Here is a 14,558-nt window from a genome sequence, read left to right as displayed (position 1 = left end):
ACAGAATAAAAACCCCGCAGACCGGCTGCGGGGGATGAAAAACGGGGCAGCGATCAACCGTGACGGCGTTCGAAGTCCAGCATAAAGTCAGTCAGCGCCTTCACGCCCGCTAGCGGCATTGCGTTGTAGATGGAGGCGCGCATGCCGCCCACGACGCGGTGGCCTTTCAGCGCATGCAGACCGGCAGCGAAAGACTCTTCGAGGAACAGTTTATCGAGAGCGCTATCCGCCAGCTGGAACGGTATGTTCATGCGCGAGCGGTTTCCGGCGGCGACCTCATTGCGATAGAAATCACTGTTATCAATCACGCCATACAGTAAGTCGGCTTTCTGCTGGTTGATTTTATCCATTGCGGCAACACCGCCCTGCTCTTTCAGCCATTTAAACACCAGACCAGACAGATACCAGGCAAATGTCGGCGGCGTGTTAAACATCGAATCATTCTCAGCCAGAATGGAATAGTCGAGAATCGACGGACAGGCTACGTTAGCTTTACCCAGCAGATCGTCGCGCACGATAACCAGCGTCAAACCTGCGGGACCAATGTTTTTCTGCGCGCCCGCGTAGATCACGCCATAGCGGCTAACGTCAATTTGCCGCGACAAAATAGTCGACGAGAAATCCGCCGTGACAATCACATCGTTGCCAAAATTCGGGGTTTCATCAATAGCAATACCGTCGATGGTTTCATTCGGGCAGTAATGCAGATACGCGGCTCCCGGCGTCAGTTGCCATTCACTCATCGGCTTAACCGCGCGCAGACCGTCAACCGTAGTTTTAGCGTCAATCACGTTCGGATTGCAGTATTTACGCGCTTCTTTTACCGCGCTGGCCGCCCAGTAACCGGCATCAACATAATCTGCAGCGGTTTTATCGCCCAACAGGTTCAGCGGAACGCCAGCAAACTGCCCGCGCCCTCCCCCGTGGCAGAATAATACTTTGTAGTTGGAAGGGATATTAAGCAGGGAGCGAAAATCCTGTTCCGCTTCTTCCGCCACCTTAATGAACTCTTTACTACGGTGGCTAATTTCCATCACCGAAGTTCCCAAACCGTTCCAGTCACACAGTTCTTGCTGAGCCTGTTTGAGTACTTCCGCCGGCAGCATTGCCGGGCCTGAACTGAAGTTATAGACCTGAGCCATTTCCCCTCACCACTTGCTATGTTATTTACCCGCGAACCGTCGCGGGCATAAGTTATTCCTGTGGCTATCGGTTTTATCATTCAGTGACACACACCGCAATGGCTAAAACTGAGACGCAGAGAAATGCAGCCGCCTCCGGACAAAAGAATCTGCCAGCCCGACGTCATAAAACCGACATAATTGCTGTCAGGTAACTCTTTTTGCGCGACTGACCTTTGACCATTCTGCATTTGCGCAGCGTGGACATAATTGTTTATCACCGGCCCGCAGACTAAGAATCGCGCTACAGCGAACACAGGCATACTCGTCATTTCGGGGAATGGTGGTAAAACGTTCGTTAAAACGTGAAGGAAGAATGGAAAGCCCGGCCTTAACATCCTCATCGGCATAATAATAAAGGCTAATTTGGCCGTTGGTTTCCAGAATGGCCAATCTGACCTGTCCCAGTTGTTCAACCCCGCTAATCCGCAGTTCCATAAAAAACTCAAACTCGGTCATGTTTTCTGCCCGCAGTTTTTCCCATGCCAGCTCGCCGTTTTCGACGATCACAATTGGCTTACCTTCGAGTAAATCTTCCAGCGTTTCGCTATGGCCCATCAGCCACATAATCAATCGGTACAATATTGCGAGAGTAATAAAAACCACCAGCACCGGTAGCATGGGGACATCGTCGTAGAACGCGACGTCACCCGCCGCTGATCCAAGAGTCAGAATGATCAATACTTCAAACAGCGACATCTGGCGAACGCCGCGCCGCCCGGTTATTTTCAGGAAAATAAATACCAGTACGAAGGTATAAAGGCTGCGTAACGCCACCTCGGCCAGAAAGTCTACAGGCACTTTATCAAGCGCCATACGATGCCAGTCAAATGTCTTCATGGTTACCGCCTGAGCAGTTGTTAAGTCATCTTAAGCATAGCCAGACGATGGAGATGGCACCTGCCATCTAAAACCCGTATCATTGCGCGCTTTCCGTACGATAAAAGTGACTGCCATGACTCAAACATTTATTCCCGGCAAAGATGCCGCCCTGGAAGATTCCATCGCTCGCTTCCAGCAGAAGTTGCTCGACCTCGGATTTGATATTGAAGAGGCCTCATGGCTCAACCCGGTGCCGCACGTCTGGTCAGTGCATATCCGCGATAAAGAGTGCGCCCTGTGTTTCACTAACGGCAAAGGCGCGACCAAAAAAGCCGCGCTGGCTTCAGCGCTCGGAGAATACTTTGAGCGTCTCTCCACTAACTACTTCTTTGCCGATTTCTGGCTGGGCGACACTATCGCCAACGGCCCTTTTGTTCACTACCCGAATGAAAAATGGTTCCCGTTAACCAATGATGACGCCGTGCCGGAAGGGCTGCTGGATGCCCGCCTGCGCGCGTTCTACGATCCTGACGATCAGTTAACCGCCAGCATGCTGGTCGATTTGCAGTCAGGTAATGACGATCGCGGCGTCTGCGGTCTGCCGTTCACCCGTCAGTCCGATGGCGAGACGGTCTACATTCCGATGAATATCGTTGGCAACCTGTACGTCTCTAACGGGATGTCCGCGGGCAATACCCGCAACGAAGCCCGCGTTCAGGGCCTGTCAGAAGTATTTGAGCGCCATATTAAAAACCGTATTATCGCCGAAAGCATCAGCCTGCCGGAGATTCCGGCAGAAGTGATGGCGCGCTATCCGGGCGTTGTAGAATCGATCAATAAGCTGGAGGCGGAAGGCTTCCCGATTTTCGCCTACGACGGTTCGCTGGGCGGTAAATATCCGGTGATCTGCGTAGTGCTGTTTAACCCAACTAACGGCACCTGCTTCGCCTCCTTCGGCGCGCATCCTGATTTCGGCGTGGCGCTTGAACGTACCGTCACCGAATTGCTGCAGGGCCGCAGCCTGAAAGATCTCGATGTCTTCACGCCTCCCACCTTCGATGATGAAGAAGTGGCTGAACATGCGAACCTTGAAACCCACTTTATCGATTCCAGCGGCCTGATCTCGTGGGATATGTTTAAGCAGGATGCCGACTACCCGTTTGTGGACTGGAGCTTCTCCGGCACCACGGATGAAGAGTTCGCCACCCTGATGGCTATCTTTAAGGAAGAAGATAAAGACGTTTATATCGCCGATTACGAACATCTGGGCGTCTACGCCTGCCGGATCATCGTCCCGGGTATGTCCGATATCTACCCGGCGGAAGATCTCTGGCTGGCAAATAACAATATGGGCGCGCATCTGCGAGAAACCCTTCTTTCCCTGCCGGGAAGCGAGTGGGAAAAAGAAGATTATCTGGCGCTTATTGAACAGATAGATGACGAAGGCCTTGATGATTTCACCCGCGTACGTGAACTGCTGGGCCTGGCGACCGGTAAAGACAACGGCTGGTATACGCTGCGCATCGGTGAACTGAAAGCGATGCTGGCGCTGGCGGGCGGCGATATTGAACAGGCATTGATCTGGACCGAGTGGACCATGGAATTCAACGCTTCAATCTTTAGCGCCGAACGCTCCAACTACTACCGCTGCCTGCAAACCTTACTGCTGCTGAGCCTGGAAGAGGAGCGCCAGCCGCTGCAATACCTGAACGCTTTTGTCCGCATGTACGGCGCCGAAACGGTTGAGGCCGCCAGCGCCGCGCTCAGCGGTGAAGCGCCATTCTATGGCTTACAGGCCATTGACGGCGATTTGCGGGCTTTCCCGGCTCATCAGTCATTGCTGAAGGCCTATGAAAAGCTACAGCGCGCAAAAACTACCTTCTGGAGTAAATAAGCATTCATTTGCAGCCCAGAAAACATGCCTTGTGGGGGCGGCGACGCCCCTTTTTTTTAACTTTTCCCACCTGCTCTGCATTATTTGTATCAATAAAGTTAATTAGTGGTGAGAAATAATAAAACAACACGCAAATATTGTTAATTTTAATAAAAATACCCCATTTTAATTAACCGAAAAACGGGAGCAAAATGAAAAAAATCAACATTATTTGTAAATTTTAAAATTTATTTTTTAATTAAAAAACAATAAGTTAATATCATTTACAGCCTATCCCACACACTAAAAAGGCCTATAGTTCCGGCCGGATATGATCTATATCAAATTCCCTTCTATAATGCTTTGTTAGTATCTCACCGCCAACTTACATAAAGAGAGAGTTAGTGTGAAAGCTGACAACCCTTTTGATCTTTTACTTCCTGCCGCAATGGCGAAAGTCGCCGAAGAAGCAGGTGTCTATAAAGCGACAAAACATCCGATAAAGACGTTTTATCTGGCTATCACCGCAGGTGTCTTCATCTCTATCGCTTTTGTTTTCTATATTACAGCAACAACCGGCACTGCCGGGATGCCTTTTGGTGTTGCCAAACTGATTGGGGGTATCTGCTTCTCACTGGGTTTGATTCTTTGCGTTATTTGCGGTGCCGACCTGTTCACCTCAACCGTACTTATCGTTGTCGCGAAAGCCAACGGGAGAATTACGTGGGGTCAACTGGCGAAAAACTGGCTCAATGTCTATGTTGGTAACCTGATTGGCTGCTTACTCTTTGTGTTGCTAATGTGGCTTTCAGGCGAATATATGGTTGCCAACGGTCAGTGGGGACTTAACGTCTTGCAAACCGCCGACCACAAAATGCACCATACTTTTATTGAAGCCGTATGTCTGGGTATCCTGGCAAACCTGATGGTCTGCCTTGCAGTATGGATGAGTTACTCTGGCCGCAGCCTGATGGATAAAGCCATGATTATGGTTTTACCGGTGGCAATGTTTGTTGCCAGCGGATTTGAGCATAGTATCGCGAACATGTTTATGATCCCGATGGGCATCATCACTCGCGACTTTGCGAGTCCGGAGTTCTGGACCGCTGTTGGTTCAACCCCGGAAAATTTCTCTCACCTGACCGTCATGAATTTCATCACTGATAACCTGATTCCGGTAACTATCGGGAACATCATCGGCGGTGGTTTACTGGTTGGGTTGACATACTGGGTGATTTACCTGCGTGGCGATAACCATCACTAAAGGTTGTTTCAGGCAGTAAATAAAAAATCCACTTAAGAAGGTAGGTGTTACATGTCCGAGCTTAATGAAAAGTTAGCCACAGCCTGGGAAGGTTTTGCGAAAGGTGACTGGCAGAACGAAGTCAACGTCCGCGACTTCATCCAGAAAAACTATACCCCGTACGAAGGTGATGAGTCCTTCCTGGCTGGCGCAACTGACGCGACCACCAAGCTATGGGACAGCGTAATGGAAGGCGTTAAACAGGAAAACCGCACTCACGCGCCTGTTGACTTTGACACCTCCGTTGCTTCCACCATCACTGCTCATGACGCTGGCTACATTAATAAGGCGCTTGAGAAAATCGTTGGTCTGCAGACTGAAGCACCGCTGAAACGTGCGATTATCCCGTTTGGCGGTATCAAAATGGTTGAAGGTTCCTGCAAAGCGTACAATCGCGAACTGGACCCGATGCTGAAAAAAATCTTCACTGAATACCGTAAAACACACAACCAGGGCGTGTTCGATGTTTATACGCCGGACATCCTGCGTTGCCGTAAATCCGGTGTTCTCACCGGTCTGCCGGATGCCTATGGCCGCGGCCGTATCATCGGCGACTACCGTCGCGTTGCGCTGTACGGTATCGACTACCTGGCGAAAGACAAATTCGCGCAGTTTACCTCTCTGCAGTCCGATCTGGAGAATGGCGTAAACCTGGAAGCGACTATCCGTCTGCGTGAAGAAATCGCTGAACAGCACCGCGCTCTGGGTCAGATTAAAGAGATGGCGGCTAAATATGGCTGCGATATCTCTGGTCCGGCTACCAACGCTCAGGAAGCAATTCAGTGGACTTACTTCGGCTACCTGGCTGCCGTTAAATCTCAGAACGGCGCGGCCATGTCCTTCGGCCGTACCTCCAGCTTCCTGGATATCTTCATCGAACGTGACCTGAAAGCCGGTAAAATTACCGAGCAAGAAGCACAGGAAATGATTGACCACCTGGTCATGAAACTGCGTATGGTGCGTTTCCTGCGTACTCCGGAATACGATGAACTGTTCTCCGGCGACCCGATCTGGGCAACTGAATCCATCGGCGGTATGGGCGTTGACGGCCGTACTCTGGTCACCAAAAACAGCTTCCGCTTCCTGAACACCCTGTACACCATGGGGCCGTCTCCGGAGCCGAACATCACCATTCTGTGGTCCGAAAAACTGCCGCTGAACTTCAAGAAATTCGCCGCTAAAGTATCCATCGATACCTCATCTCTGCAGTATGAGAACGATGACCTGATGCGTCCGGACTTCAACAACGACGACTACGCGATCGCTTGCTGCGTAAGCCCGATGATCGTTGGTAAACAAATGCAGTTCTTCGGTGCGCGTGCTAACCTGGCGAAAACCATGCTGTACGCCATCAACGGCGGCGTTGATGAAAAACTGAAAATGCAGGTTGGTCCGAAATCTGCCCCGATCAAAGGCGACGTTCTGAACTTCGACGAAGTGATGGAGCGTATGGATCACTTCATGGACTGGCTGGCGAAACAGTATGTCACCGCGCTGAACGTTATCCACTACATGCACGACAAATACAGCTACGAAGCCTCTCTGATGGCGCTGCACGACCGTGACGTTATCCGCACCATGGCGTGTGGTATCGCAGGTCTGTCCGTTGCTGCTGACTCCCTGTCCGCCATCAAATATGCGAAAGTGAAACCGATTCGTGACGAAGACGGCCTGGCTGTCGACTTCGAAATCGAAGGCGAATACCCGCAGTTTGGTAACAACGACTCTCGCGTTGATGACATGGCGGTTGACCTGGTGGAACGTTTCATGAAGAAAATTCAGAAACTGACCACTTACCGCGGCGCTATCCCGACTCAGTCTGTTCTGACCATCACCTCTAACGTTGTGTATGGTAAGAAAACCGGTAACACCCCGGATGGTCGTCGCGCTGGCGCGCCGTTCGGACCGGGTGCTAACCCAATGCACGGTCGTGACCAGAAAGGTGCCGTTGCCTCTCTGACCTCCGTTGCAAAACTGCCGTTTGCTTACGCGAAAGATGGTATCTCTTACACCTTCTCTATCGTGCCGAACGCACTGGGTAAAGACGATGAAGTGCGTAAAACCAACCTGGCGGGCCTGATGGATGGTTACTTCCACCATGAAGCGTCCATCGAAGGCGGTCAGCATCTGAACGTCAACGTTATGAACCGTGAAATGCTGCTCGACGCAATGGAAAACCCGGAAAAATATCCGCAGTTGACCATCCGCGTATCCGGTTACGCAGTGCGTTTTAACTCACTGACTAAAGAACAGCAGCAGGACGTTATCACCCGTACCTTCACTCAGACCATGTAATTGGTGTTACCCAATGGATTTCGGGTTGCATCATGGCGGCAAGTGAACGAATCCCGAAGAGCTTACGCCAGTAAGTGATTCGGGTAACTGAATGCAGCCAACAAAGATTCAACGTGAAAGACGAAGGGTATTGACTGAAATCGCACGGTAAAAAGCGTACAATAAAGGCTCCACGTAAGTGGGGCCTTTTTAACACCTAAGTCTCTTTCGGCAGCTATCTATACTCAATGGATGACTGCCAAAACAGACTCGACACAGTTAATAACTGTGCACTAACACGGCCCCGGACGGGCCGAATCTGGAGATATCACCGCAATGTCAACAATTGGCCGTATTCACTCCTTTGAATCCTGTGGCACCGTCGATGGCCCGGGGATCCGCTTCATTACTTTCTTTCAAGGCTGTCTGATGCGTTGTCTCTATTGCCATAATCGTGACACCTGGGATACCCACGCAGGCAGAGAGATAACCGTTGAAGAACTAATGAAAGAGGTCGTCACCTATCGCCATTTTATGAACGCGTCCGGCGGCGGCGTGACGGCATCCGGCGGTGAGGCCATTCTGCAGGCTGAATTTGTTCGCGACTGGTTCCGCGCCTGTAAGAAAGAAGGTATTCATACCTGTCTCGACACCAATGGCTTTGTGCGCCGTTACGATCCGGTGATCGATGAACTGCTGGAAGTCACTGACCTGGTGATGCTCGATCTCAAACAAATGAATGACGAAATCCATCAGAATCTGGTCGGCGTATCCAACCATCGCACGCTGGAGTTTGCCAGATACATCTCCGCAAAGGGAATTAAAACCTGGATTCGCTACGTTGTGGTGCCGGGCTGGTCTGACGATGACGACTCTGCTCATCGCCTCGGCGAATTTACCCGCGATATGGGTAACGTTGAAAAGATCGAACTACTGCCCTATCACGAATTGGGCAAACATAAATGGGTGGCGATGGGTGAAGAGTACAAGCTGGATGGCGTCCATCCGCCGAAAAAAGAGACCATGGAGCGCGTAAAGGGGATTCTCGAACTTTATGGTCATAAAGTCATGTACTAGGCTGTGTGTCCCGCAATAGGGCGGGACAATGCCCTGCACGGCATTCCCGATATACCCTGTGTGGCCAGGAATGCGTATTTTCCAGGGGATGGAGATCAGGACATAAAGTATTCCGACAACTTATTCGCCACGCTCTCAATCGAGAAAATGCGCTTCTGATGCGCTTTACGATATTCAGCATAGCGTTCATCCTGTTCTTCCAGCGCGTTAAGAATCCGATCAGCCACCATCATCGCCCCCGCAATTTCAGCAAATCCGGATTCCCCTTCCCCTTGCAACGCAACCGCCGCCTGAAGGTTCCAGTCGGACAAACGCGCCAATGGCGCAAACGTCCCGCGCGTCAGCGACAATATTTTCACCCCCTGCTGCTTTGCCATGGACAGAGCCTGCATCATATCCGCCGATGCCTGTTCGCTATGTACGACGATAATGCCGGTTTTTTGATTATCTGTTAACAACGGCATGGCGGCCGGATAGGAGCGATCGACAAAACTGGCCGCCTTCCCCATGTTGATTAAATTCATCTGCAGGAATAACGCCACCGGCACCGCGGTACCTACCGCATAAATCGCAATACTGTTCAGGCTATTAAGCCAGTCCGCCGCCGCTTTCAACTCCTGATTATCAACAATGGCATTACTGTCGCGGATGCTTGCCAGCACTGGAGCTATCTCTTCATTACCGCTGTCGTCCGAACGCGCGGCGCCCTGCTCCATCGCCAGCGCGGTTCGGAAATCCGAGAAACCTTTAAAACCAAAGGCCCGACAAAAACGGGTAATGCTCCCCTCACTGGTATCAATGGAATCGGCAAGTTCTGAGATCGTGTGGCGCATCACAAAGTCAGGATTTTCCGTAATGAAACGGCCAACTTTTTCCAGGATCGGGCTTAGTTCAGAAGCTCCGTTTCTTATGTTTATCAACAAATTAGTGTCTATCTGGCTCATATTTTGCCTTATTTGCTCAAAATGCAAACACAGTCACATCTTTCATTTCACCGCAAGGATAATAATTATTATCCCACATAAACAAATAAAAATAATTATTTTTACAAACAGGAGAACATCGAATGAAAGGTCTCATCGTCTGCCGTACCGGTATGGGCAGTTCCTTAATGCTCAAAATAAAAGCGCAAAAAATTATCGACAAACACGGCTGGGATATCGAACTGGAACACGATGTCCTCTCAGGTCTGCGCACCTGGCAAGATATTGATTTCGTCATCACTATGCGCGATCTCACCGAGGAAGTCGAAGCCGCCGGATTCAGGGCGGTCGGCATCACCGATCTGATGAACAGCGAAGAAATGGAATCTGCGCTCACTGACATCGTTCAAAGCAACTAACCTCTCCCGGAGGCAATATGGATTTCCTCAGATTTATTGTATTCGACATTCTGGGTGTAACCCCACTTTTAGTTGGCTTTATTGCATTAATCGGCCTGTTAATTCAACGTAAGCCGATTGAAAAAGTCCTTTCTGGCACCTTCAAAACCATTGTCGGCTTCCTGGTTTTTGCCGGAGGCGCAGGTCTGGCGGTGACCTCTCTGGGTAATTTCCAAACGTTATTCAGCGATGGATTTGGCCTGAAGGGCGTGATGCCACTGGCGGAGGCGTTAACCGGACTGGCACAAACCAAATTCGCAATGTGTGTCTCGCTGATTATGGTGATCGGCTTTGGCTGGAATCTGTTCTTTGCCCGCGTCACCCCCTTTAAATACATTTTTCTTACCGGGCAACATAACCTTTATCTCTCTGCCCTACTTACCGTCACGCTGAAGGCGCTGGGCTATAGCGATATGACCACCATCATTGTCGGCTCGGTTTTGCTGGGTCTCGCTGCCTGCCTTTATCCGGCAATTGCGCAACCATGGATGCGCAAAATTACCGGCAACGACGAGATTGCGATGGGACACTACGTCACGCTGGCCTATGCCGCATCAGGCTGGATTGGGTCAAAAGTTGGCGATCCTAAGCAATCCACCGAAAAACTGAACCTTCCCGGCTGGCTGGGGATCTTTAAAGATTACATCGTCTCGGTATCGATCTCGGTCAGTATTTTCTACTACATTGCCGCGTTTGCAGCCGGAAAAGCGGCGGTTACCGCAGCGGCAGGAGGCATGCACTGGCTGGTTTACCCCCTCTTCCAGTCGCTGACCTTCACCGCGTCGCTGTACATCATTATTACCGGCGTGAGACTGCTGCTGTCCGAAATTGTTCCGGCCTTCCTCGGCATTTCGGAAAAATTTATTCCCAACGCCAAACCCGCCCTCGACTGCCCGGTAGTCTTCCCCTACGCCCCTACTGCCACGGTACTGGGATTTATCTCGTCATTTGTCGGCGGACTGGTCGTTATGGGCTTTCTGGCGATTCTCGGACAAACCGTCATTATCCCGGTGGCGATCCCCTACTTCTTTATCGGCGCGACCGCTGCGATTTTTGGTAACGCCTCTGGCGGCTGGAAAGGCGCAATTGCCGGGAGCTTCATCACCGGGATCCTGATCGGCATCGGCCCCGCGCTGATTTACCCAATTATGGAGTCCGTCGGTCTGTCAGGCACCAGCTTCCCGGAAACCGACTTCGTCGCTCTGGGCCTGGTCGTGTACTACATCGGTAAAATGCTGCCATAAGAAGGAAAGAACATGAACATTGATGAACTGAAGTCCCACGCGCTTGCCGCCCGGCGCGAGATAGTCACTATGATCTATGAATCCGGGATTGGCCATCCGGGCGGAGCGTTGTCAATAATCGACATCCTTACCTGGCTCTACTACCAGGAGGTTGATCTGAGCACCTCCCCTCGCTCACGCGTGGTAATGAGTAAAGGCCACGCCGTCGCCGCGCAGTACGCCATGCTGTATCAAAAAGGCAGGATCGATCGCAGCGAATTTAATACGTTCCGCCAAATCAACTCACGCCTGCAAGGGCACCCCAGCATTAAATCCCTGCCGGAAGTCGATGCCACCACCGGTTTGCTGGGCCAGGGACTATCCATTGCATTCGGCATGGCGGCCGCCAAAAAGCGGCGTGACGATCCCCATCGGGTATTTGCCATTATTGGCGACGGTGAAATGCATGAAGGGCAAATCTGGGAAACCTTACAGCAAGCCGGACATATGAAAATGGATAATCTGGTCGCCATTATCGATTACAACGGCTTCTCTTCCCATGATCCGGTTAATGCCGTGGTTAATCTCGAACCACTGGCGGATAAAATTCGCAGCTTTGGCTGGCATGTGCTTGAACTTCACAACGGCAACGATATGCATCAGGTCGCCGATACCCTGATGTTGTCCCGGCACCTGAAAGGTAAGCCTGTTGCCATTGTCGCGCACACCACGAAAGGCGCTGGCATCAGCTATATGGAAAACAACGGCGACTGGCACTCAAAAACCCCGAGTAAAGAACAATATCAACAGGCCATGGAGGAGTTACAGTGATGAAAGCACCCCGTGATGAGATCGGTAATGCCCTGATTGCCCTGAAAGAAAAAGGCTATCCCGTCGTGGTGATTGACAGCGACCTGGCCAGCTCAACCCGCACTGACCAGTTTCAGGCCATCTATCCGGAAGCCTTTTTCGAAATGGGCATTGCGGAAGGTTCCGCCATGAGCTTCGCTGTCGGTCAGGCGCTGGAGGGTTTTATCCCCTTCTATGTTAACTTTGCGATGTTCGTAACCGGCACCGCCTGGACCCAGTTAAGGCAGGCCTGCTACGCCAAAGCCAACATTAAGCTTGTTGGCAGTCACCCGGGTATGGATGATGGCCCGGACGGCGCCTCCCATCATGCTCTGGAAGATTTAGCCCTGACCCGCGTACTACCTGGGTTAACGATCCTGACGCCAGCAGATGCAGAAGAGATTGCCGGTGCCTTCGAGCAGGCTACGAAAATAAAGGGGCCGGTATACATCCGCGTCGCCCGGGAGCCGATGCCGGTTCGCGATAAAAGTATCATTCCGCAGGTCAGCGATATTGCCGCCATCGCAGACAGCGGCAATGATTTTGCGATTCTGTTTGAAGGAACGGTGCTGGAACAGGCAACCGATGGCTATGAAAAGCTGATCGCCAGCGGTAAAAAAGGCAAACTTATCCATGTTGCTAAGCTCAAACCCTTTAATCAGCAAGAGTTTTATCGGCTGGTCGAAGAGTGCCCACTTATCGCTACGCTGGAAAATCATACCATTAACGGCGGCCTTGGCGGATTGATCGCCGAAACCCTGGCGCAAACGGCTCATCCTGCCCGTCTGACGCGCCTGGGGACACAGGATACGTTTACTGAATCAGGTAACAGCAGACAACTAAAAACGAAATATGGCATATCGGGCGACGCGCTATACAACGCCCTTCACTAACCGCTGCGCGAGCCGGTCGCTTTGACGGCCGGCTCCCGAGTAAAGGGAGTTTTTATGGAAAAGACATTATTTTCCGCCTGCCAGTTCACCCGTCACCGTCTGAACTGGCGCAGTGCCATTCAGCTCGCCTGCCGCCCTCTGGAACAGCAAAAGAAAATCACAACAGAATATGTTCAGGCCATCATCCATGCCACGGAACAGGACGGCCCCTGGTACATACTGAGCCCGATGTTTGCGCTACCGCACGCGCGGCCGGAGAATGGGGTATTGAGCAAAAACAGCGTGCTTTCACTACTTTGCTGTCGTGAATACGTTGAGTTTCCCGGGCATCCGGATATTCGGCTGATCGTTGTGCTGGCAGCAGCAAACAGTGAACAACATATTCAGACAATCCAGCGCTTAGTCTGCTGGCTGGATGAGGGAGACAGGCTACAACGATTCACGACGGTGAAAAATAAAACCCAGTTTGCCGAGCTTATAGCTTCTCAGCTATAGCGGAAGGACAAGTCCTCCCGCTATTCTATTACAAAATCAGGCGTGAGCCACCGGCCCAGGATGGTGCCCTGCTTTGCGCAGCAGCGTCAGCAGATAAATGAATGACACGCTGGCGATCATGATAAACAACAAATTATCAGAGAAATTCTGCATCAGCATGGCGGTCAACGTCGGCCCAAGCAGACTGCCCACGGTATAGCTCATTAACAGCGCCTGATTCATCGCCACCAGCTGGTGACGCTCTACTTTTTCACAGGCCCAGGCCATCGCGACCGGGTAAAGCGTGAACCCGGAGGCGCCAAGCACAAACAGCGCCGGTGCCATTGAAGTCGGGCTCAACATCGCAAGGCATCCCAAAATCACCACAAACACCTGGACCCGAAGAACCAGCAGACGCCCGTAGCGATCGGCCAGCCGACCAATCGGCCACTGCCCAACAATACCCGCACTGACCATCACCGCCATCCAGAAACCAATGCCGGAATCGCTAACGCCCTGATGGTTCAGCCACAGCGGCATCAGCCCGTACAGAGAGCCGAGGACAATGCCGGAAATAATACAGCCATTCACGCCGTGGCGAGCCTGGCGTAGCCTTAACATCGGCCAGATACGGACAGCTTTCTGCGTCTCATCGCTCTCGTTAACCAGACGAGCAAACAGTAACGGTAGAATACCCGCCAGGGTCAGCGCCGTCACCCACGGCAGAACGCTCATCAAATTCGTCGGCAACTTGCTTACCATTAGCTGGCCCAGCACGGTGCCGACATAATAAATCATCATATATGCCGCCAGCAGACGACCACGGCTCCGCGAAGTGCCGCTACAGACCAGCGCGCTCTCAACCACCACCCAAATCATCGCGCAGCCTACCCCTGCGACAAAACGCCAGCTAAACCAGCTCCAGAAACCAATAGTGATACCAAGGCCGACACAGCCGACAGCAAAAATAATCGATGCCAGATAATAACTACGGTTAAAACCCAGATGCTTAATTACCCATCCGGCCAGCAAGGTTCCCGTCAGATTACCAGTAAAATAAGAAGACCCTACCATCCCGACCTGCCAGGTCGGCATATTTTCATGGGCAAGCCAAAGCGGGACGAGCGTATTTAAAACCGCTATCGCCAGGGTCAACAAAAGGAGGCCACAGAGCAACATTTGCACTGGCCGGGTGTAGATGGACATGG

The 14,558-nt window shown here is 51.6% G+C and carries 13 protein-coding genes; 9 read left to right on the top strand and 4 right to left on the bottom strand.

The genetic code is table 11. The features are described from left to right. Positions 1-53 precede the first annotated feature (53 nt). Both serC and FE839_RS08850 read right to left on the bottom strand, forming a co-directional pair. Positions 54-1,142 (bottom strand): 3-phosphoserine/phosphohydroxythreonine transaminase, encoded by a 1,089-nt coding sequence (gene serC / locus FE839_RS08855; RefSeq protein WP_138360466.1) that lies wholly within the window; start codon positions 1,140-1,142, stop codon positions 54-56. Positions 1,143-1,328: 186 nt separating this feature from the next. Then, complete coding sequence (locus FE839_RS08850) at positions 1,329-2,021, bottom strand: DUF421 domain-containing protein (RefSeq protein WP_138360465.1); 693 nt, start codon at positions 2,019-2,021, stop codon at positions 1,329-1,331. Between the two features lie 115 nt (positions 2,022-2,136). Between FE839_RS08850 and ycaO the strand changes: the two genes are divergently transcribed. From ycaO to pflA, 4 genes are all read left to right on the top strand, one after another. Next, on the top strand, positions 2,137-3,897 hold the full coding sequence (ycaO, locus tag FE839_RS08845; RefSeq protein ID WP_138360464.1) for a 30S ribosomal protein S12 methylthiotransferase accessory factor YcaO: 1,761 nt from the start codon (positions 2,137-2,139) through the stop codon (positions 3,895-3,897). A 385-nt stretch (positions 3,898-4,282) separates the two neighbouring features. After that, a complete protein-coding gene (gene focA, locus FE839_RS08840; protein ID WP_138360463.1) occupies positions 4,283-5,140 on the top strand; it encodes a formate transporter FocA in 858 nt (285 codons plus the stop codon). A 51-nt stretch (positions 5,141-5,191) separates the two neighbouring features. Further along, positions 5,192-7,474, top strand: coding sequence for a formate C-acetyltransferase (gene pflB, locus FE839_RS08835; RefSeq protein ID WP_138360462.1), 2,283 nt, complete (start codon positions 5,192-5,194; stop codon positions 7,472-7,474). A 315-nt stretch (positions 7,475-7,789) separates the two neighbouring features. After that, positions 7,790-8,530, top strand: a complete 741-nt coding sequence (gene pflA, locus FE839_RS08830) for a pyruvate formate lyase 1-activating protein (RefSeq protein ID WP_138360461.1) — start codon at positions 7,790-7,792, stop codon at positions 8,528-8,530. 95 nt (positions 8,531-8,625) lie between these two features. On the opposite strand, the gene FE839_RS08825 is transcribed toward pflA, so the two are convergent. Beyond that, positions 8,626-9,474: a MurR/RpiR family transcriptional regulator gene (locus FE839_RS08825; protein ID WP_138360460.1), complete on the bottom strand. Its 849-nt coding sequence runs from the start codon at positions 9,472-9,474 to the stop codon at positions 8,626-8,628. Between the two features lie 122 nt (positions 9,475-9,596). On the opposite strand from FE839_RS08825, the gene FE839_RS08820 reads away from it, so the two are divergent. From FE839_RS08820 to FE839_RS08800, 5 genes are read left to right on the top strand one after another with little or no spacing between them, the layout of a single operon-like run. Then, positions 9,597-9,872 carry a PTS sugar transporter subunit IIB gene (locus FE839_RS08820; RefSeq protein WP_138360459.1) on the top strand — a complete coding sequence of 92 codons (276 nt, stop codon included), beginning with the start codon at positions 9,597-9,599 and terminating at the stop codon, positions 9,870-9,872. Between the two features lie 17 nt (positions 9,873-9,889). Next, positions 9,890-11,155, top strand: coding sequence for a PTS ascorbate transporter subunit IIC (locus FE839_RS08815; protein ID WP_138360458.1), 1,266 nt, complete (start codon positions 9,890-9,892; stop codon positions 11,153-11,155). Positions 11,156-11,167: 12 nt separating this feature from the next. Beyond that, positions 11,168-11,965 (top strand): transketolase, encoded by a 798-nt coding sequence (locus FE839_RS08810; RefSeq protein WP_138360457.1) that lies wholly within the window; start codon positions 11,168-11,170, stop codon positions 11,963-11,965. Further along, entirely contained in the window at positions 11,965-12,876 is a 912-nt protein-coding gene (locus tag FE839_RS08805; RefSeq protein ID WP_138360456.1) for a transketolase family protein, read from the top strand. The genes FE839_RS08810 and FE839_RS08805 overlap by 1 nt, the downstream gene beginning before the upstream one ends. Before the next feature lie 54 nt (positions 12,877-12,930). Further along, complete coding sequence (locus FE839_RS08800) at positions 12,931-13,371, top strand: PTS sugar transporter subunit IIA (RefSeq protein ID WP_138360455.1); 441 nt, start codon at positions 12,931-12,933, stop codon at positions 13,369-13,371. A gap of 36 nt (positions 13,372-13,407) precedes the next feature. Here the strand turns inward: FE839_RS08800 and FE839_RS08795 are convergent, their stop codons facing one another. Continuing rightward, positions 13,408-14,556, bottom strand: a complete 1,149-nt coding sequence (locus FE839_RS08795; protein WP_138360454.1) for an MFS transporter — start codon at positions 14,554-14,556, stop codon at positions 13,408-13,410. Positions 14,557-14,558 lie beyond the last annotated feature (2 nt).

This window comes from Klebsiella indica (assembly GCF_005860775.1).
GTDB lineage: Bacteria > Pseudomonadota > Gammaproteobacteria > Enterobacterales > Enterobacteriaceae > Klebsiella > Klebsiella indica.
This window is presented reverse-complemented; position numbering and strand designations above follow the sequence as displayed.

What these genes read in the sequence shown, in the direction of transcription:
- serC (WP_138360466.1), bottom strand. Translation starts at nt 1,142, where the DNA reads ATGGCTCAGGTCTATAACTTCAGTTCAGGCCCGGCAATGCTGCCGGCG.
- FE839_RS08850 (WP_138360465.1), bottom strand. Translation starts at nt 2,021, where the DNA reads ATGAAGACATTTGACTGGCATCGTATGGCGCTTGATAAAGTGCCTGTA.
- ycaO (WP_138360464.1), top strand. Translation starts at nt 2,137, where the DNA reads ATGACTCAAACATTTATTCCCGGCAAAGATGCCGCCCTGGAAGATTCC.
- pflB (WP_138360462.1), top strand. Translation starts at nt 5,192, where the DNA reads ATGTCCGAGCTTAATGAAAAGTTAGCCACAGCCTGGGAAGGTTTTGCG.
- pflA (WP_138360461.1), top strand. Translation starts at nt 7,790, where the DNA reads ATGTCAACAATTGGCCGTATTCACTCCTTTGAATCCTGTGGCACCGTC.
- FE839_RS08825 (WP_138360460.1), bottom strand. Translation starts at nt 9,474, where the DNA reads ATGAGCCAGATAGACACTAATTTGTTGATAAACATAAGAAACGGAGCT.
- FE839_RS08820 (WP_138360459.1), top strand. Translation starts at nt 9,597, where the DNA reads ATGAAAGGTCTCATCGTCTGCCGTACCGGTATGGGCAGTTCCTTAATG.
- FE839_RS08815 (WP_138360458.1), top strand. Translation starts at nt 9,890, where the DNA reads ATGGATTTCCTCAGATTTATTGTATTCGACATTCTGGGTGTAACCCCA.
- FE839_RS08810 (WP_138360457.1), top strand. Translation starts at nt 11,168, where the DNA reads ATGAACATTGATGAACTGAAGTCCCACGCGCTTGCCGCCCGGCGCGAG.
- FE839_RS08805 (WP_138360456.1), top strand. Translation starts at nt 11,965, where the DNA reads ATGAAAGCACCCCGTGATGAGATCGGTAATGCCCTGATTGCCCTGAAA.
- FE839_RS08800 (WP_138360455.1), top strand. Translation starts at nt 12,931, where the DNA reads ATGGAAAAGACATTATTTTCCGCCTGCCAGTTCACCCGTCACCGTCTG.
- FE839_RS08795 (WP_138360454.1), bottom strand. Translation starts at nt 14,556, where the DNA reads ATGTCCATCTACACCCGGCCAGTGCAAATGTTGCTCTGTGGCCTCCTT.